16 protein-coding genes and 1 pseudogene are annotated in these 18,837 nt (G+C 65.6%); 4 read left to right on the forward strand and 13 right to left on the reverse strand.

From position 1 onward, the window contains the following. Positions 1-232 precede the first annotated feature (232 nt). A complete protein-coding gene (locus ACOOF5_RS05090) occupies positions 233-4,381 on the reverse strand; it encodes a cell wall-binding repeat-containing protein (protein ID WP_420437262.1) in 4,149 nt (1,382 codons plus the stop codon). Between the two features lie 404 nt (positions 4,382-4,785). Next, a complete protein-coding gene (locus ACOOF5_RS05095; RefSeq protein WP_420437264.1) occupies positions 4,786-5,358 on the reverse strand; it encodes an orotate phosphoribosyltransferase in 573 nt (190 codons plus the stop codon). A gap of 364 nt (positions 5,359-5,722) precedes the next feature. On the opposite strand from ACOOF5_RS05095, the pseudogene ACOOF5_RS05100 reads away from it, so the two are divergent. Together ACOOF5_RS05100 and ACOOF5_RS05105 are read left to right on the forward strand one after the other, a co-directional pair. Further along, positions 5,723-6,876 (forward strand): annotated as a pseudogene (locus ACOOF5_RS05100) (IS3 family transposase). Positions 6,877-7,065: 189 nt separating this feature from the next. Further along, positions 7,066-8,100: a L,D-transpeptidase gene (locus tag ACOOF5_RS05105; protein WP_420437266.1), complete on the forward strand. Its 1,035-nt coding sequence runs from the start codon at positions 7,066-7,068 to the stop codon at positions 8,098-8,100. Positions 8,101-8,565: 465 nt separating this feature from the next. On the opposite strand, the gene ACOOF5_RS05110 is transcribed toward ACOOF5_RS05105, so the two are convergent. Further along, entirely contained in the window at positions 8,566-8,940 is a 375-nt protein-coding gene (locus ACOOF5_RS05110; RefSeq protein WP_420437268.1) for a hypothetical protein, read from the reverse strand. Between the two features lie 216 nt (positions 8,941-9,156). Here ACOOF5_RS05110 and ACOOF5_RS05115 point away from each other — a divergent pair, with 216 nt between their 5' ends. After that, complete coding sequence (locus ACOOF5_RS05115) at positions 9,157-9,393, forward strand: hypothetical protein (protein WP_420437270.1); 237 nt, start codon at positions 9,157-9,159, stop codon at positions 9,391-9,393. A gap of 751 nt (positions 9,394-10,144) precedes the next feature. On the opposite strand, the gene ACOOF5_RS05120 is transcribed toward ACOOF5_RS05115, so the two are convergent. After that, positions 10,145-10,429 carry a DUF3467 domain-containing protein gene (locus ACOOF5_RS05120; protein WP_420437272.1) on the reverse strand — a complete coding sequence of 95 codons (285 nt, stop codon included), beginning with the start codon at positions 10,427-10,429 and terminating at the stop codon, positions 10,145-10,147. Positions 10,430-10,564: 135 nt separating this feature from the next. Here ACOOF5_RS05120 and ACOOF5_RS05125 point away from each other — a divergent pair, with 135 nt between their 5' ends. Next, positions 10,565-11,068, forward strand: coding sequence for a transposase (locus tag ACOOF5_RS05125; protein ID WP_420437274.1), 504 nt, complete (start codon positions 10,565-10,567; stop codon positions 11,066-11,068). Positions 11,069-11,175: 107 nt separating this feature from the next. Here the strand turns inward: ACOOF5_RS05125 and ACOOF5_RS05130 are convergent, their stop codons facing one another. The 9 genes from ACOOF5_RS05130 to ACOOF5_RS05170 all read right to left on the reverse strand — a co-directional run bounded on the left by ACOOF5_RS05130 (position 11,176) and on the right by ACOOF5_RS05170 (position 18,786). Beyond that, complete coding sequence (locus ACOOF5_RS05130; RefSeq protein ID WP_420437276.1) at positions 11,176-12,843, reverse strand: hypothetical protein; 1,668 nt, start codon at positions 12,841-12,843, stop codon at positions 11,176-11,178. A gap of 248 nt (positions 12,844-13,091) precedes the next feature. Further along, positions 13,092-13,280 carry a hypothetical protein gene (locus ACOOF5_RS05135; protein WP_420437278.1) on the reverse strand — a complete coding sequence of 63 codons (189 nt, stop codon included), beginning with the start codon at positions 13,278-13,280 and terminating at the stop codon, positions 13,092-13,094. A 382-nt stretch (positions 13,281-13,662) separates the two neighbouring features. Beyond that, a complete protein-coding gene (locus ACOOF5_RS05140) occupies positions 13,663-14,301 on the reverse strand; it encodes an alpha-ketoglutarate-dependent dioxygenase AlkB (protein ID WP_420437280.1) in 639 nt (212 codons plus the stop codon). 243 nt (positions 14,302-14,544) lie between these two features. Beyond that, on the reverse strand, positions 14,545-14,826 hold the full coding sequence (locus ACOOF5_RS05145; RefSeq protein ID WP_420437282.1) for a hypothetical protein: 282 nt from the start codon (positions 14,824-14,826) through the stop codon (positions 14,545-14,547). Positions 14,827-14,962: 136 nt separating this feature from the next. Then, a complete protein-coding gene (locus tag ACOOF5_RS05150) occupies positions 14,963-15,304 on the reverse strand; it encodes a hypothetical protein (protein ID WP_420437284.1) in 342 nt (113 codons plus the stop codon). Further along, positions 15,301-15,642, reverse strand: a complete 342-nt coding sequence (locus ACOOF5_RS05155; protein WP_420437286.1) for a hypothetical protein — start codon at positions 15,640-15,642, stop codon at positions 15,301-15,303. Before ACOOF5_RS05155 ends, ACOOF5_RS05150 begins: the two co-directional genes overlap by 4 nt. A gap of 128 nt (positions 15,643-15,770) precedes the next feature. Next, positions 15,771-16,583 carry a TIGR04255 family protein gene (locus tag ACOOF5_RS05160; protein WP_420437288.1) on the reverse strand — a complete coding sequence of 271 codons (813 nt, stop codon included), beginning with the start codon at positions 16,581-16,583 and terminating at the stop codon, positions 15,771-15,773. Positions 16,584-17,014: 431 nt separating this feature from the next. Then, positions 17,015-17,239: a hypothetical protein gene (locus ACOOF5_RS05165; protein WP_420437290.1), complete on the reverse strand. Its 225-nt coding sequence runs from the start codon at positions 17,237-17,239 to the stop codon at positions 17,015-17,017. 110 nt (positions 17,240-17,349) lie between these two features. Then, positions 17,350-18,786 (reverse strand): ImmA/IrrE family metallo-endopeptidase, encoded by a 1,437-nt coding sequence (locus tag ACOOF5_RS05170; RefSeq protein ID WP_420437292.1) that lies wholly within the window; start codon positions 18,784-18,786, stop codon positions 17,350-17,352. Between the last annotated feature and the right edge of the window lie 51 nt (positions 18,787-18,837).

Raw genomic sequence — 18,837 nt, forward strand, 5'->3', positions numbered from 1 at the left:
ACACATCGTGCCTCGGCGCCAGCGTACGCGCATCGACGGACCCGTGCCGTGCTTTCAGCGCGGCCACGTCCACCGCATCCACACACCCCACCCGATGCCGATGCGCCTGCCGCCCCGCCACCAGAGGCCGAATCACTACCGCTCCTCATGAGACCAACCGTAGGAACGGGGTGTGACAGTCATCGAAGCGTCCACTTAGATCGGGTTCCGGCTCGGGAGGATGCATTCGGCGTCAGGAGCCGGTTGCGGAATCGGTTGCGGTGATGGTGACGGTGTGGGTGTCGCCGGCGTCTGCGGTGACCGTGAGGGTGTAGCCGCGGACGGTCACCGATTCGCCTAGTTGGAGCACCGGGAAGTCGTCGATCTGGCCGTTGCCGCTGTCGCCGGCGTGCTTGACAGGCAGATGGCCAGACTCGAGGAACGAGTCGACCGTGTACACGACCACGCCCGGTTCGATGAGCGCTGGCCATGCAGTCGTGGCACCGCTGGAAGCCACGTAGTCCTCGGGAGCGTCGTAGCCGGACTGCCGCCGGCTTTCGACGACGATCATCTCATGACGATTCAGGGGCATCGCTGCCATGGCTGTGTGATCGCCTGGGTCGCCGACCGATCCGAGCCGCACCACAGCTTCGTCATCGGTCACGCAGCGCACCTGCTCCTCGGTCAGCCAGCCGAGCTGCCATCGGCTCCACGCCAGCATCTCGCGCTGTCGCAAGCCTGTGTCATAGCTCGTGCTCCTGGATCCGTTCGAATAGTGCCATTCGTGCGCGAGACGACGATCGTCGGCGTCAGCGATGAAGTAGCCGCGCAGGCCCATCAGCCCCATTTTGACCGTCACCCACACGTCGTCGTCACCGTCGAGTTCGGGGAGCGCGTGCAGCTCCATGTCGTAGGCGTACATGTCGAGCAGGCCGAGGTTGTGCGCAATCTCGTGGGCGGCGGCGTGCCCCCAATCCCGGAGTTCTCCGGGCTCGTCGCGCGGGAACGTATTTGCCCGCGTCGTCGACACGGTCACACCGTCGGCGTCGGCCGAACCTCCATCATTGCCAGCAGCGAAATGGCTGCTGGGGAACACGTTCAACACCAGCTCGACTGAGGAGAAATCGAACTCGGGGTCGGCCAGCTCAACGGCGTGCTCCGATGCGAGACCGATGAGGTCGAGGCGTCCTGTCGCCGTCGGCCCGATATAGGCCTTCGAGGGCTGTTCGGCACGCAGCCAGCGATGCAACGGCACGAGGACAACGTCGAGATTGCCGTAGCTGGCGGCCTCCAGGAAATCCTGCGCCCACTGCAGGCCAAATTCGGCTTCACGCTGTGTGGAATGCGCCGCTTGGGCGTCGGGGAAGTCCATGAACAACACGCCGATGCGAATCGTGCCCGTGCTCGGCACCTCGTCGGGCAGTGGGAAGCCTGCGGTCGTGTGGGAGGTGCCGAAGGGCCGGCACTGCGCGGCGGCCGAGACGGTCGGCGTGCCGCGTGCGCCGGTGACATACAGGGCGGGTTCGTCGTCGGCGCCGACACCTACGTAGGCCACACGCTGCCCGTCGGGCGACCAGCGGGGTCGGCTGGCCCCGGTGGCTTCGCTGGCCAGCACAGTCTCGGCGATGCCGTCGACGGCCACAGCCACGAGCGGCCCGGATGTGTCCGCCTCGCTGTCGCCGCCGGGCGCGGCGGGTCGGGCGAACGCGAGCTGCCTGCCGTCGGGCGACCACGCCAGCCCGCCGTCGTCATGGACGCCGGCCGCGATCGGGCGCAGGCCGCTGCCGTCGGGCGACACCGACAGCACCCTGCCGTCGCTCGCAATGAACGCGATCCGCGATCCGTCGGGCGACCACACCGGGGAGCTGTCCCACGCGTCGCCCGCCGAGAGCGCCCGGCGGCCCGAGCCGTCAAGCGCCGCCACGGTGATGAAGCGGTCGCGCTCGGCGCGGTTGCCCTGGGCATCTCGAGTACTGCCCCACTGACGGCTGAACGCCAATCGAGTGCCGTCGGGGGACCACGCTGGCTCGTCGTCCCAGACGTCACCGTCGGTGAACTGTGTGCGACCGGTGCCGTCAGCGTTGATCAGCCAGATATGGGACATCCAGCGATCGTCTGCGTAGTGCAGCCGGGCGTACGCAATGCGGGTGCCGTCGGGCGACCATGCCGCCGCGCTCGACGTGCCGCCGTCGTAGGGAGTGAGACGGCGCAGATCGGTGCCGTCGTTTCGCATGAACCACAGCGACCGGTCGTGCGTGAACACGACGTGGGTGCAGTCCGGCGACCAGGCGGGATCGGAGGCGTCGCTCAGCGAGCCGAGTGGCCTCACGGCATCCCCCGCTGCACCGCCGCAACCGGCGGCGGGCGGCGCGGTGCCGCGCACCACGGCCTCTCCGGGCACGATGCCGACCTGTCGCCCCGAGGCGCCTGCGGCCCACGCTTGGCGCGAGCCGTCGTCAGCGGTTGTGTAGTAGAGGAGCCGCTGCCCGTCGGGCGACCACCGTGGATTGCTCTGTCGGCCTGCGGTGTCGGCGAGCACCTCCTCGCTCGCCGTGTCGATCTCGACGACGCGGATGCTGGTGTCGTCGCCGTCGTCGCTGTCGCGGCGCGTGAAGGCGATCTTCGTTCCGTCGGGCGACCATGTCAGGCCGCCGTTCCAATAGGCGTCGGAGGCGACTGCTCGCTCGCGAAGCCGACGAAGGTCAAGAATCCTGACTGAGTCATGCGCGATGTAAGCGATCTGGCCGCCGTCGGGCGACCATGACGGCGCGGTATCCCATCTGCCGCCGACCGTCAGGAACTGGTGATTCGTTCCGTCGGCGTTCATGACAGTGATGTAACGGTCGTCGTCGATGCGGTCGCCGTCGGCGTCTCGGCCGTTCCCGCTGGTGCGGCTGAATGCGAGCCGGGTTCCGTCGGGCGACCATGACGGCATGGCATCCCAGACATCGCCGCGGGTGAGCTGCCGCTTGCCGGTGCCGTCGGCGTTCACCACCCAGACGTGCGACTCCCAATGGGTCTGCCGGTTGATCTGGCGTGCAAACGCCACCTGCGAGCCGTCGGGTGACCACGACGGCTCAAAGGCGTAGCCACCGTCTCGAAGGGTCAGCTCGGTCGGATTGCTGCCGTCGCGGTTCACGACCCACAGCCGTGATCGCGCCCCGTACACGATCTGGCTGCAGTCGGGCGACCATGCAGGATCCTGAGGGTCGTTCTCGGAAAAGAGCTGCACTGGGGCCGCATCGATCTGCCCGCCGCAGGTTCCTGCGGGCAGCCCAGCGGGCGCGGCATCGGGTACGACAGCGGACTCGCCGGTGAGGTAGGCGTCAATGGCTGCCCCCGACACGGCTGCGTCGCCGCCGAACACGCGCAGGTCTGTCGTGGCGACGCCTGCGGCGGCCGTGGCGGTGCGTGCCGCGTCGAGATAGTCCCCTGTTTCGGTGGGGATGGCATCGGGGCTGGCGAGCAGCAGCGGGGCGCAGAGCCGGCCCAGCAGCGGGCCGGCGCTGAACGAATCGAACGGCACGCGCGCCTGGGCCAGTCCGATGCGTTCGCTGGTGAAGCACTCCTGGGACCCTTGGGCGTAGCGGCCATCCACCAACTGTGCCGCCTTCGCTGCGGTATCGAAGCGTGTTGCGCCGGCGAGGCGGGTGACGGCGATGCCCGCACTCGAGACTGCCCAGTCCACTGCTTCGCTCAGCGCAGCGGTGCCGCCCATCAGCACCACATGGGAGATCCCGGCTTCGCTCAGGTAGTCCGCCACGCCCGGGTGCAACCGGTCGCGCGGCGTCAGCAGCACCGGATGCGGCCCGCGTGCTGCGAAGGGACCGGCCACCAGCGCATCGGCGAACACGTCGCCGTTGGCGATGATCGCCGTCGAGCCGAAGCCAGGCATATCGCCCACTTGGGTGACCCGCCGCGCGGCAACCACGCCGGTGGCGTAGCGGCTCGCTCGCCCGACGCGCTCCACCGCGATGCCCAGGCCTTCCAGCGCATCCACTACGGCGTCGCCGACCGCGTTCGCACCGCTGGTGCTGCCCACCACCGTCACGTCAGTCACACCGGTGCGCTGCAGGAACGCCGCCGCGTCGTCGCGCAGCTCACCGGGCGGGGTCATCAGCACCGGCGCCTCCAGCGCGCCCGCCACCGGGGCTGCGACGACCGCGTCGGGCCAGCTGCGGCCCGACACCATCACGACATGGCCTAGCGAACCGCCGGCGTCTGCTGCGAACGCCTCGGCCACCAACAGCGATGTCGCATACCGGTCAGAACCCCCGTAGCGGGTGACCTCAACGGTGGTCGGCTCGCCGCCGGCGCTCTGGGCCCCGGCAGCGGCCGGCAGGACCAGCACGCTGCCGAGTCCCACCGCAACAGACAGCACCAGGACAAGCCAACGTCGCATTGTCGGCAACATAGTGGTGCGCGGCGCTCCTGGCCGAGGCAGACGACTACCGCCGCTTCCGGTTGCAAACCCGCAGGTCAACGGCTTGCTGGGTCATCCCGAACCCCTCTTCCGACCACGCCCGCTGGCTCGTGACACCGCCGAAGTCGACCGGGCGACGCGCTCGGGATCTGCGCAGCGACGGCATGGGCGCAACTACCGAACTCATGACACCGCCGAAGGACCCCGTAAACGGCCGCCAACACATCCCGATGCGGCACCTGCGCCCGAAACTCAGCCGCACCACGAAAACCGGCGAGCCGTCGCTCCCGCAGGGCACTCCAAGCTGCTGCACACCACACCCATCCCAAAACGGCACCTGCTCCCGAAACTCAGCGGCACCACGAAAACCGGCGAGCCGTCGCTCAGCTGGCATCCTCGTCGCCCACGCGGGGGATGCCGAGGTCGTGGTAGGTGGCCATCGGGAAGTACGGCACCGAGCGTGCAGCAAACTCGCGGGCTGCGTCGTCTCCCCGGTCGGCCAAGGTGACTGCGGCAACCACGTCGGCACCGGTGGCCTGCACCACGTCGAACGACTGCAGGATCGATCCGCCGGTGGTCACCACGTCGTCCACCAGCAGCACTCGATCGCCGTTGCCGATGCGCGCCCCTTCGATGCGACGGTCGGTGCCGCGCCCCTTAGGTGCCTTGCGCACGATGAACCAGCTGGTCTCGCTCACCAGCGCGATCGCAGCCGACAGCGCATCGGCCCCCAGCGTCAGACCGCCGACTGCGTCGAAGCTGAGCCCGGCGCCCGACACCCGCTGCGAGATCGCTTCAGCGGCAAGCCGAAGGTCGGTGCCCGCGGCGAGAGCTTCCTTGCCGTCGATGAAATACCGCGACCACTGCCCTGATGCGAGCTGAACCGGCGCCGCCAGCGTCGTGAGGCCGCCGTCTCGCAGGATCTCCAGCAACTGATCCGACTTGGCACTGCTCATAGGTGTAACCCAGCTCCTCGGCCCGAGGCGAACCACGACGCCGCTCGGTGGCATGTGCAGGCTAGGCCCGCTCACCATGACGGCTGCCGAGCCATCGATCGCTACACAACACTCACACAGCCCGCGCAGCGACCACCTTCCCGACGACAACACCGCACGACACTCACACAGTCCGCGCAGCGACCACCTTCCCGACGACAACACCGCACGACACTCACACAGTCCGCGCAGCGGCCACCCTCCCGACGACAACACCGCACGACACTCACACAGTCCGCGCAGCGGCCACCCTCCCGATGGTGCACCCTGTGTTTCGCGCGGGCGGATTATTGGATTCTGCTGTCATGGGCCTTGAGGAGGTTTTATGGCACGGAGGGGATATTCGCCGGAGTTCCGGCGGCGTGTGATCGATTTGGTCGAGGCGGGACGGCCGGTGGCTGCGGTGGCTGCGGAGCTGGGGATCAGCGGCCAGTCGATCTATACGTGGCGACGCCAGGCTCGCATCGACGCCGGGATCGAGACGGGCATGACGACCGCGGAGCACGCCGAGCTCGCGGCGTTGCGCAAACGGGTCCGCGAGCTCGAGACCGAACTGGCGATCCACCGTCGCGCGACCGAGCTGCTGAAGGGGGACGCCGACCCAAAAGCAGGTTCGCGGCCATCAGAGTGATGGCCGCGGAGGGACTTCCCGTCGAGCGGGCGTGCGGCGTGGTGGGGGTGTCGGTGTCGGGCTATTACGGCTGGCTGGGTCGCCCGCCATCGGCGCGGTCGGTCCGCCACGCTTGGCTGAGCGACGTCATCGCGGTGGTTCACGCTGGCTCCCGGCAGACCTACGGCGCCGTTCGGGTGCATGCCGAGCTCACCTTGGGCCGCGGCATCGCGGTGGGCCGTCAGACCGTCGAGACGTTGATGAGACGATCAGGGCTGCGGGGCATCTCGGGGCGGCCAAAGTTCCGCAAGGTCCCCAACGTGGCGACCGCATCCGATCTCGTGGACCGCGACTTCGCCCGAGCCGAGCCCGACCGGCTGTGGGTGACCGACATCACCGAGCATCCGACCCGCGAAGGCAAGGTCTACTGCGCCGTGGTGCTGGACACCTTCAGCCGCCGCGTCGTGGGCTGGTCGATCGACTCGCGGCCCGCAGCGTCACTGGTCACCAACGCCTTGGGCATGGCGATCGACGGCCGCAACCCCACAGCCGGCGAGACCGTGATCCACAGCGACCAAGGCACCCAGTTCACCTCCTGGGCATTCACCCAACGCGCTGTCGACTCGGGGCTGCTGCCATCGATGGGCTCGGTCGGGGACTGCTTCGACAATGCGATGGTCGAGTCGTTCTGGTCCCGGATGCAAGTCGAGCTGCTGGACCGCAAACGCTGGCGCACACGCATCGAGCTGGCCAACGCGATCTTCGAATACCTCGAGATCTGGCACAACCGGCAGCGACGGCACACCTCGCTTGGCATGCTCACACCCATCGAGTTCGAAGCTCGACACCAACACAAACCGGCAGCATGAATCCAGTAACCCGCCTCCACCAAAGTCAGGGACCCCCAGAGCCTCCACCAAACCCGGGGCGATTCACTGGCGCGCAGTGCCGACAGCGCGATATCAATGGAGCAGATGGGCCCAGAGATTCAATCGTCGCGCATCCCCAGACGAATCCGAAGGCGCCGCGCTGCGGCGAACACGCCGATGAGAGCTGCGGTGGCGGGATTTGCCGGACTGGTGGCCCTTGCGCTGGCGGTCTCGCCGCTCGCTGGCATCGCTCACGCTGCTGCCTACTCGTCGGTGGTCGAACCTGTGCTGGCACCGGCGGCGGAATCCGGGGCTGAGCACACCGTCAAGAGCACGCTGATGCCTGGGGAGACGCTGCGGGCCGGAGAGTCGATCAGCTCAGCCAGCGGCCGCTACCGGCTGATGCTGCATCGCAACGGCAATCTGGTGCTGTACGACATCGCGGGCGGCAGCACAGCAGGCGCGGGCGGCCCGGTTGCCGCCTCGGCGTGGTTCGACATCACCCTCACGCACGGCTCTGCGCCCACGGCGCTGTGGGACACCCGCACCACGGGCACCGAGGATGCTGCGCTCGTCATGCGCGACGACGGCGATCTGGTGCTGCAAGCCGCCGCCTCGCCGAGGCCCTCGGTCACCGCCGCGACGGCCACGATCGTCGAACCGGTCACTGCCGATGACCTGCGAGCGGCACCGGCCCCGGTGCTGTGGCACTCGCGCACCACCGAACGTGCGGGTGCCTACTTGACCGTTCACGACCACGGCACCGTCACCGTCGGCTACAGCGACGGCCGGGTGCTGTGGACCGCGGGCACCTCCACACCCGATGTCGGCCTGGGCGGCACCCGTCACGTCATCTACGACCGCACCGCTCAGCGGGTCTGGCTGGTGGAGGCCGACGGATCGCTGTACGACACCTACCCAGTCAGCGGAAGGGCCACCTTCCCGAGGCCGGGCAGCTATGAGGTGTTCTCCAAGTCTCGCTGGAGCTCGTCGCCCAAGACCCCGGTCACCATGGAACACATGGTGCGCTTCGTGAAGGGAACGGCCGGGCTGCTCGATGTGGGCTTCCACTCCATCCCCCGCACCTACGGCATCCATCCCATCCAATCGGTGGACGAGCTAGGGCAGCCGCGTTCAGCAGGGTGCGTCCGCCAAGACGACGCCAAAGCCGTCCAGCTCTACGACTGGGCGCCGATCGGCACACCGGTGGTCGTCATCGTCTAGCGCACACCGGAGATCATCATCGTCTAGCGCACCTGTGTTCCGTTTGACTTCTCGCGACAGGTTCTGAGTTTTTCCGGCGCTTCGCACTCATGATGGCGGTTGCGAGGTGTGTCTGAGTCTTCTGCGGAGTTCGGCTGGTTAGTGAAGCAAGCCATGGGGTGTTCTCGGGTTTGTTGGCGGTGCTCGGGTCGGCGTGCCGTCGCCAAGACGGCCGCCGCCGATGCCCAGCAGCACCCGACCGGTCCACGCAGGCCTCCGCGGCCGCTTGGGCCTGGGTGACCTGCCCGGCGAGCATCCTCACCCACAAGTCGTACCTCTGCTCTGCTGTGAGCAGCCTCTTCGGTTTGCGGTCCGGCGAACTCATCAGCCGCGGCCTCCCGGACTGAGACCGCCAACCCTGCCCGATGCTGCTTGAAGAAACTCAAGACCTGTCGCGCGAAGTCAGACGCAACACACTCAGAGATCTCAGGCGATGGCGACGACGCCGTACATTGCACCGACGAGCACGCCCGTCAGTGCAATGAAGGTGCCGATCAGCCACCTGAACTGACGCGCAGACTCGGCCCGGTCCGCGGTCCGGTCGGCTTCGCGCTGTGCGGCGTGTTCGGTCCGGTCGGCATCGCGCTGCGCGGCGTGTTCGGTCCGGTCGGCATCGCGCTGCGCGGCGATCGACAGCGCGAGCTTCGAGAACTCGGCCGAGAGCACTGCCTCGAGGTGCTGCTTGGTGACCAGGTCCGACACCGGCGCGGCCGGCAGGCACGACATCATGTACTCCGCGACCTGCTCGTCGGCGTGCTCACACAGCCAAGCGTAGAGGCGAGAGCGGTCATTCTCTGACACAGCGGACACCTTCGTCGAGAGGGCGGGCGCTATCGACGGTAGATGCCTGATTCAACGCTTCAAAGTGAATTTCAGTGCTTTTGACTACCGCCATCCCGTCGCTGCCGCGTTCGGCAGAGACAGGGAAAAACACCGGACATTCGGTTAGGCGGCGACAAAAGTCTTGGGGGAAGAGCCGACTTGGGTCATGGACGGGAGACCGACTGTGGTCGGCAGGTGCCAATTCTGTTCAATCTTGATGTGAGGTTCGGGCTGCGGCTCGGCCGGGGCCATGAGACGGATCGTGAGTTCGTCCCCGCTTACCGTGCGCATCCGAACTTGTTCGCCGCGGAGCGCGAGGCCGACCGCAGGGACGCCGGGCGGCGGGCTTGGAAGATCACCCTTGCGCTGCCTGCGGAGGTTGTGGTGCTGTTCGCGGGCGCCGCAGCGATCCTGGAGTGGCAGCGCGGCTGAGCCGCTACGCAGGGCGGACCGTGCAGGGACCCCCACAGCCTCCATCAAAACCGGAGCGATTCACCTGGCCGAAGTGATGCTCCGGTGGGTCCCCGACCGGCAGGGACGCTTCGTCACCACCAAGAACGGGAAGGAGACTGATTCCTGCAACCCAAATTCAACAACAAGGGACCGAGTCGCTCTGACCCCAATCAAGGACCCCTGTCACCTTGGCTAGGGCCGATGGCATACAGATACGCTCAACCGTTTTGACGGTTCAAGATGAATTCGATCCGTGCGGTGCCCAGCTCGATGTAGCGACGGTTCTCGTCGAACGGTGTGGCCCCGACGGGGTCGCCTGGAAGAACGTGCCGCGGGCACCCGGCCACTCTGTGCATAGCACGACGAGCGTCCGCTGCTTCACGTCGATGTCTCGCGATGGAGTCTCGAAGCTGCGCTGTGTCGCTGGGTGCCCACTGCCACGACTCGTTCACGACTGGCGGGAAGCATCCTCAAAGAAGGTGTCGATCTCCGAGTCAGACCACACGCCGGGGTCGGTTCCTTCGGCGATGTGCTGATCGACCAACTGTCTCATTTCGGTGTATGCGGCGTCTCGTGGCGCAGCGGTGATGTAGTTCAGCCCTGACGGTTTCGGCGAGCATTGCCGCGTCGGCGGCGCGAATTTCACGGGAAATTGGAACGGCTCATCGCTGGCCGGATCCCTGTACGTGATTCGACCGGGTGGCACACGGACCGGTTGCGACATGCTTGCTCATTCCTCTTCGTTGGGCGTCTTGTCTACCTGCTCGACCTGCTGTTGCAGCCACCGCGCCTGATTCTCCTTCAACGCTTCGATGAGTTGGTCCACGAACAACGGCGACATATTCACTCTGCTCACGACGACGCCGTGCCCGGCTTGCGGTCCGCTGAAGCTCAACCGCACGAAGTCAAGCGTGAACTCGTACGGCGAGTGCGACACCGCAGCGAAGTTGGCCCACACACCGGCCTGACATTCCGAGGGCACCTGCACGTTGAAATCCATCTGCTGCTCAGCCACGGCGAAAGTGTCTCATCGGCATCACGGATCCGTAAACAAACATCTGTACGCCGCCCCCGTGCCGCCGCGCAGCGCCGCAGCCGGCGGCTCGAAAAGACCCACGCCGTCGACGCGGTCGCCTCTGCGCGGGCGTTGTTGGCCGAGCCGACCCTGGGACCGGTCCAGGCTCTGGAGGCCTACGACCCTGCCGTGGCAGAGATCGAGGCGGTGCTCGAACACCGCAGAACCCTTGTGGCTGCTCGCACTTTGATGCCCCCGCCACGTCGCCGACCAGATCACCCGAGCTCCCCACCGAGATACGCGACCAGCTCACCACCAACGGCAAGATCGAGAGTCGGCCGCTTACGCCTCGAAACGATCGACCCCGACACCGCCACGACCCCCGCCGGCCGCCATCGGCTCGCCTGGCTGCAGGCATTCATCGACCAAGACCGCACAGCTCGCCGCGAGATCCGCCGTCTCGAACGGCTCATCGACGAGCTGCTCGACCAGCACGGCACCACCTTGCGCGACGAACCAGGCATCGGCCCCATCGCCGCCGCGACCCTGCTGTGCGAGGTCGGCGACCCGACCCGCTTCGACCGCGAAGCCAAGTTCGCCCGCTGGTGCGGCACCGGCGCCGTCGCACTCGCCGCTTGACAAGGGAGCGTCCGAGTGTCACTGTCGTTGTCGAGGGAACAGTCGCATGCATCGCACCGCGGGTCTGCCGCTGCGTGGCGGCGCGGTTCGTTTCAGCGGGAGATTCGTCAGCCAGCTGGTATGTAGGGCGTGGGACAGCGTGCGTACCGCTCGTATCTGAACAGCGGACCGAGTTCGAACCATGAGTGCAGCAGCGGCTCGGCAGCATGGGGTTCGGGTGCGATGTCGTTCCAACGGATGACGATGGTCGACTTGTCGCCGTCCATTTCGCTTTCGACCTGCGCGTTGTCGATGCTGTCCTGCAGAACTTGTCGGGCACGTACGGGCAGCGACCGGGGCGGTTGTGCGAGGAACGCGAGCCAATTCACCTCGTCGACGCCGACCCAGCGGACCTCCCTATTGGGGTAGGCCAACGACATCATCACCCAGGCTCCGTCGGGCAGGCGCTCTGTCTTGCCTGTGCGCTTGGATTCATTGGCGGGCAGGTGCCGGTCGATCTCGATCTGGTAGTGGCTCACGTTGTCGTTGGGTCGCGTGGGCCACAGATTTGAGGTGAGTGCCTCGTTCAGGCGGGTCTCTGTGTCGTCGTCGAGGACCCGCTTCGAGACGATCATCGCAGCAGTGACGGTGTAGCGGTCGAGTCGGCCGAGAACTGCGAGACGCATCCATTCGGCGAATCGAGCGCAGCGATCGACCGCCACGCGTGCCTCGTCTTGAGTCGGCCGGTGGGCGCGGTGCAGGACCTTGTTTCGCAAGTCAAGAACCCGCGAGGCCAGCTCGCGCGCCGATTCGTCCGTCTCGCCTGAGTCGGGCAGCCGATCGAGAATTTTGGCGAGCAGGGCGTTCGCGTTGCGAGTGTTCCCGTTGCGCTCATAGAGCGACTCAGCGGCTTCTGCGGGGTCGGCATCTTCTTCCCACAGCAGGCACAGCAGCAGCGCCCTGATGATCTGCTCGCAGGTGACGCCGGTGAGGATTGCAGCGACGGAGTAGTCGCCTTGGTTCAGCGCGACGCTTGCGTTGCGCCAGCTCTCGTGAGCGTGGCGGAACGGTCCCTGCAGCACCGGCGTCATGACGTCGCTGAGTTGTTTGAGGGTCCATCGGGCTGGGCTCTGCTCGCTCGGAGCCGTCATGTACTCATGGCGCTCGGGCGCGCGAGGCATGACGACGCCCAGCTCGGGCTCTTCGGGCCAGTCATTGGGATGCACACCAGGGATGCCTGTGCGCACCAGGTGCGGGACTAAGAGCGGAAGCCGGGCACGAGTCATGATCGGCACCGGATCCGAGGACAACGCGCCATAGGCGCGCTGCACATCGGCGACGAACTCGACAGCCTCGTCGAGAGCACCGTCAACGGCCTCGTCGCTGTTCTCGGCTAAGTGGACAGCCGCTTCCGCGACCGTCACGGCAGCGGATTTCGGCTCAGGCTCACTCGGCGGTCTGTCACTAGGAGGGGATGGGAATGCGATCCGCGCAGCCTCGAACGCCGCAACTTGCCCGGCGTCAATCTCGGGACTGGTGATCTGATGGAAACAGCAGCTGATACGGCATCCCACCAGCCCTTCCTGGTCGTCCCATTCGACTCCCAGGTAGAGGTCTTCGAAATCCCGCTCGGGCGGTGGTTTCTCTTGGCCGCGGATGATCGACTTGTCCGGTACCGACAGCGGCGCCTCGAGGGGCAACAAGAAATAGACGGCCCTGAAGGAGCGGGCTTCCTCAGCAACAGCAGCGCGGGTTGCCGGTCTCCGACGTCGCTTGCGGTTTCCGAGCAACCTCATCGACCTCCGTGATGCCAGACCCTCATTCAAACGCCGATCCACAAGGTTCCTGACAGGAACGTCCCAGGGCGAATCACTCCATGTCACGGAGCGGTGTTGATGTGGGCGTCGGCTTGCCAGGTGGCGGTGTCGTCGTCGGGTCCGGTGTTGTTGAGCGAGGTGGCGCCCACGAAGCCGCCTGCGCCGGCGTCGATCGCGGCCCTTCAGGGGTCAGCAAATGCAGTTGCGGATCAATCGGTCCGAGCTGCTCACCCCACGTCGGCATTCACGACCCAGTTGGTCGAGTTCGAGGCGACCAAGGGATGCTCGACCGGAGCAGACGCGTTCACCGACTCGAAGTAGGTGACTTCTGCGGCTTCATATGCAGCCATCAGGTCAGCGACCCCGGCTTCGTGACGCTCAAGTTGGGACTCCAGTTCGAAATCAAGATCGCTCATGCTGACCCCCCGGGACTCCGTGCTGGCACGGTACTGCCAGCTTGCTTGATCCACGCAATCAGATTTAACAGCGGGCGTTCCTGGTAGTCCGCGCCTGGTCGCCCGGATGGTGGCTGTGAAACCGCCCGCGCCGTATGCATCAGATGTGCCCGCCCCAAGCGCTTCAGGCGGCGATGCGACCACGACAGGTGCTCCTTCATCGGCTCACTGGCCCTGGCAGACATGAGCAGGATGGGCACCGCGGATCGGTTCGGCCCCGGCGCCTCAGCGGTGCACGGGTCCGAAGCCAGACGTCGTGCTGCACCGTCGAATCCGATCTGGGGCGCAGTCACCGTTCCGGCGCTGGGATGCTTCGCCCGTCCATGCCGAGCGTCGCTACGTCTCATCCCCCCTCGATGTCAGGCATGGTGACTGTCCGGAACGTCACCGACACACGCCGGTCTCGGGTGATCTTCTGACTGTCCCAGATGTCCGTACGCCGTTTGGCAATGCCGTGTCGCCACATCGAGCGGGCGTTGCCGAACAACAACAGAAGGCTGCGTGGCTCCAGCCGCTGCACGTACCCCGCACCGGTCGTGTCGCAGCGAAAGTCCATGTTGATGGCCGAACCCAAGCTCACCGTGGCAACAACCGGCCCGAAGCAACCCCGATCGACGTGCGGCGCGATTCCTTGGCCTTGCTCGTACTCGTTGACGATCGCCTGCTCGAAAGGTCGCTGCGCATCCAGCACGCACTTCGCTTCCTGCGACGCAGCCATGCGAACCCTGCGGGCAAGCTGAGTCAGCCAGACGGGCAACGGCCCGATGCGCGCCGATTCATCGAGCCTGCGATTCGAATAGTCGTACTTGAAACCGAAGTGCTGCACCCTTCTCGACAAGTCGTCGAGCCACGGCGAATCGGCGCCGTCGATCCGAGCCAGCAAACCGGCCTCGTCGCGGGCCGTCAAGAGCTGCGGGTGATACTCCAAGCCTGGAGGCGGATCGGCGGCCAACCCGCTCGCCGTTGGCTCCTCCGAACACATCCCTTGACGGTCCGAAACATAGGGGGCGCTCCTGTGTGCTTCGGGCATCTCGTGCCACCGCCGTCGAAGGACCGCTGAGCAGGCAATGTCGCATTTGCGGTCCACCGACATCTTTCGCACCCCGCTGATCGACACCCGGCCGAAGGCCCACAGTGCCTGTGCGCAGGGCAGGAAGCCTTTCACAAGCTTCGTGCGGTGGACGGTCCAATTCTGATCGGCCGATCCCGACCTTGGTCGTCACCACTAGCGGGCGTTGATGAGTGCTTCGGGTTGCCAGGCGATGGTGTCGTCGTCGTTGCCAGAGCCGTTCACGGTGACTGTGGCAGTGAATCCACCCGCACCGTAGGCATCAGAGGTGCCAGCCCGAAGCGGCTCGACCGCGGGGAACAGCTGAACCTCAGAACCGGCCGGGACCCCAGCGGCGGCAGCGCTGCCACCCACCTCGGTGTCGGCGGCTTGGCCGGGCATGCCCAGCAGCGACGACGCCCACGTGCCGCCTCGCAGCACCGACGCGCCCAACGGCACAGCACCGGCCCTGGAGTGGCTGCGCGGCTGAGCCGCTACACAGGGCGGACCGTGCAGGGACCCCCACAGCCTCCACAAAAGAAACCGGAGTGATTCACACCGAACGCGGAAATCCACCGACTTTCCGACCAGTCTCCTAGGGCACAAACTCGTCGCGTGGGATGAATCGAGCAAGTCTTGCAAAGGCGCGACTTATGCCCTTGGACTTGTGCCCTCGGACCAGAGCGTGAGCTGGCTCTCCTGGATTGGGTGCCGCCACCGGCTGCTGATCGTGTCGGCGTGCCTCAGCCGCCGTGAACTGAGCCACGCCCACTCCGTGCTTCAACGTGGCTGCCCGGTCCTCTTGAAGCTTGGCTCGATCAACCGACATGTCGAAGCCCTTGAATGCCGCGCTGGTGACGCGCCCGTCTTCGTAGTGGTCTTCGTGAACTCTGCGCCACAAGACCTCGCCGTCGTCAAGATCGGCATAGCGACTCAACGGGGTTGGTATCCCATAGCCGCCAAGCGGAGGCGCAGTTCCTCTCTAGACGCGTCGTCTTGGTCAGTTTCGTTGCCGTCGGCATCGACGAAGAACAGAGCGAGAGGCATACTGCCGCGGACTTCAACTTCGAGTTCGAAGCGATCGCGAATCCACTCCATCTGCACACCTCCATCGGGCAGTGGCGAGGCGATGGGCTTGGCGATGTGCGGACCAAGCGACTCCAGCAATCCGAGTGCTTCGTTGACAGCGCGGCGACTGATGCGTTGCTCGCCGTATCCGTTCCAATTCTGCGGCAACTCCAAGAATCCTCGCAGTCGGTCCTCGACGGCGGGCAACCACGCGGGGCTGCGCCTCTCGATCCGTCTCGCGGTATCGCTGTCCGAACGGACGCGCCAAGCTTCTGTCGAGCAGTTGCCGCAGACTCTCGCGGCGGGTTGGTGCATGTATTCCTGCGTGGTAGCGGTCACTGAAACCTTCCCCATATCCGGTGTCCGTGCTCTGTTGTCACAGACGTGAAACCACGAACGATCCACTCCCGCGCCTCGTCCATGAACGCAAGAGCGCCATCCAGGTTGCAGTCCTCTATCGGTAGATGACCGCGGCTCTGCAGGTACAAGGCGAGTAGCCCATTCTCGTCGTCATCGGTGGCTTCCCAAGCCTCAACGTTGAGCCAACCAAAGGTCGGCAGATGATAGTGGAGGTAGATCCCGGTCATCTCTGGTTCGGGCAGGAATTCGTCGCTGTGCGACCCGTTCCAAGGGGCGAGCAGGGCAGCAGTATCGCTGCTTCCAGACCAACCTTGTGCTTCACCGAGTTGATTCATGTACAGCACGTCGCAAACGTTCGGCTCGGGGGCTTCGAGACCGTCTGCCTCCAGACGATCCGCGAGTCGCTGCCAGGCAGTGACGAAAAACGCCCGAATCGCCTCAAATCGTGGGTACTCGTCGCGCTCGTCGCTCTTCTGCCAATTCACCGTCAATCGATCGGACTGGAATTGGACTACTCGATTCCCGGTGTCGTCAGTCAGCCACAGCCTCTGCGTCGGAGGGGACGCCGCTGCGTCTTCCTCCGAACCAACGTAAGGGTTCAGTGGAGGCAGAGGTTCACGTATCGAGGAGACCGGCACCATGTCCTCCCACACCTCGGACATGTGCTCGACCTTGCCAGCCCCGATCGGCAGTGGTTCAGCGAACTGGACAGCCAACGCCACTTCGGTGACCGGTGGATGTATGTAGTCCGGGCGTGGGCTGGAGGCTTGGGACACCACGCTCAGCATGCCGTAGGGCTGAAGGAGCCAGTTAGCCGCGACACACGCAGGCAGGCGTCCAGTTGACCCATGAACGGTCCCGATCCGAACTGCCGCGGGACGCCGAGAAATCTGCCGGACATTGCCTTCGAATTAGCACGGCTCTTGGCTCGACGGGTGGATGTCTCGTTCGACATGTCCCAACCTGGCGCAACCGCATGACTCGGTGGGTCCTTCGTCACAACGGCGATCCAAGGTCAATGGTACCGCGAACGAACGCGCGAACCCATGACACAGCAGCCGTTCCGTCACCGGGCCGCTCAGGCCACCATCGAGCAGAGAACGCCTCGCGGTGACACCGTCTGGCCGAGGGGACCACGTTCGCCCGGCTGAGCGTCAGCGGTACCGAGCACGCGACCGATGTGGATCTCGCCACGGACGCTCCCCCACACGGGCCTAAATCAAGGATCCCTGTCACCTTGGCTAGGAGGCTGCTGATCTATTGGCCGGATTTCCGCCGCAGTCGCCGTGCCGGCAGCCGCCGTGTCGGGCCGCACCGGGTCGTCCGCGTTGGTCGCGCCGTCCCGGTTGGTGTCGCTCGCAGCACCGATCCGCACAGTCAGCGCATCAGTGGACGATGCTGCACCCAGCGCAGGCTCCATCGTGGCCTCGCTGACCACGCTCATGGAGATCTCCTCAGGCTTGCTCGCTGATGTCCCTCGTCTGTGAGGGCCCACCCATTTGGGTTGGAGCCCCAGACTCGTCCGGGGCTCATGGCTCAGGATCGAGGTCTGAATCAGCCATACGTCGACGGGGTGCTGACGTGTTGAGCCAAGTGATGGCGTTGCTGCGATGTCAGCATCGTTCCAGCATTCTTGACCTGCCACGCCACGATCTCTGCGCTGACCTGGAATCTTGAACTGAGCGACCTGACGGCGGCATCTGCATCGACGAACTTGCCGAATTCGGCACGGGCGACGTGTCTTGGGAGCAGCAGCTCGGCTGCGAAGGCCCGAGCACGTCGTTCTGCATGCTCGGGTGTTCTGCCTCCGAACACTTCCGCGAGAGGAAGCGAGCGAGATCTATCGACGAGGAGATGACAGATCTCGTGGGCGAGAGTGGAGCGTCTTCGGTTTCTGGTCCCAGCAGACTTGCCGCTCGCGTTTACCAGAACGGCAGGCCCACGCCTTGGCCCCCAGCACCCGATCGCGTCAATGTCTTTGAGGCCGAACTCGACGTCGATGACCGGAACGCCGAACAGCACGAGGATCTCCTCAGGGTCAACTCGCCCGTTCGATCGCACGATTCCCGGCCGTTGTCTCAGCCATACAGCGATGGCGTGGCCTTGAGCGCAAGGGGGCTTGTCGGACGCCGCAGAGACAGCCTGCAACGCGGTCTTGCTGAATCGGTCTAGCACACGTCGGCTTGCATAGCCGACGTCCTGCATCGCCGCGAGGATCGGCTCAAGCGTCGCAAGCGGTTGCGGCCCAACCAGCCTCGCTGCCGCCAAGAGTTCGTCGTTTTGGAGTTCGCTGATGTCGGCCTCGTCGCCTTCGATCAGCCCTTCCAATTCAGCTATCAAATCCCTCGGGTATCCCGTGATGACTTCGATCAGGCGCGACCTGTCATGAGACTCCCGGCGGGCCCATGCGTCGAGGACACGTCGTGACCGCTCGTCGGATGCCGACTCGAGTCGGTCCGCGATGTGATCACCAACCTGCTCCAAGACCCCCAAGATCTCATCGAATGGAGCCGCGACGACATTATGCGTCGACGCGACCACGCCCCATCTGCCGTCTCGGACGACCCAAAGCGGGGGCAGCACTGCACCCTCTACGGCTTCGGCAAGATCGTGAGACAGTCTGAACGCCTCAAGGTGCTCAGTCTCAAGGTCGGCATCGAGCGGGTTGAAACGCTGTGCTGCATTCTCGGCTGATGCGAGCATCGCCGATGCAGTACCGGGGGCCACTCCGAGTGGAGCTCCGTCCTCGACTGACAGGTAGATCCAGTTGTCGCTGAGAAACTCCAGCAACTCGATCCACGTCCACTCGAAGCCGTCCGATTCCGTCTGTCCACTCCACGTCGGTGTGCCTCGCAGGCGCACCCTGAGACAACCACGCGTCAAGTCGGCTGCGGCAATGCCGTCTGGTTCCGAACTTGCCGGCTTTGGATCGCACCAGTCGAGGGCGAATTCGACATCGCCGCCCGATGCGGCCGCTACCAATCCATCCATTGGCGCACCTCCTGTTCGCAACCGAGCTCTGTGGCCCGTTGCAGCAGACGC

Source organism: Candidatus Poriferisodalis sp. (assembly GCF_965214215.1).
Classification (GTDB): domain Bacteria; phylum Actinomycetota; class Acidimicrobiia; order Acidimicrobiales; family Poriferisodalaceae; genus Poriferisodalis.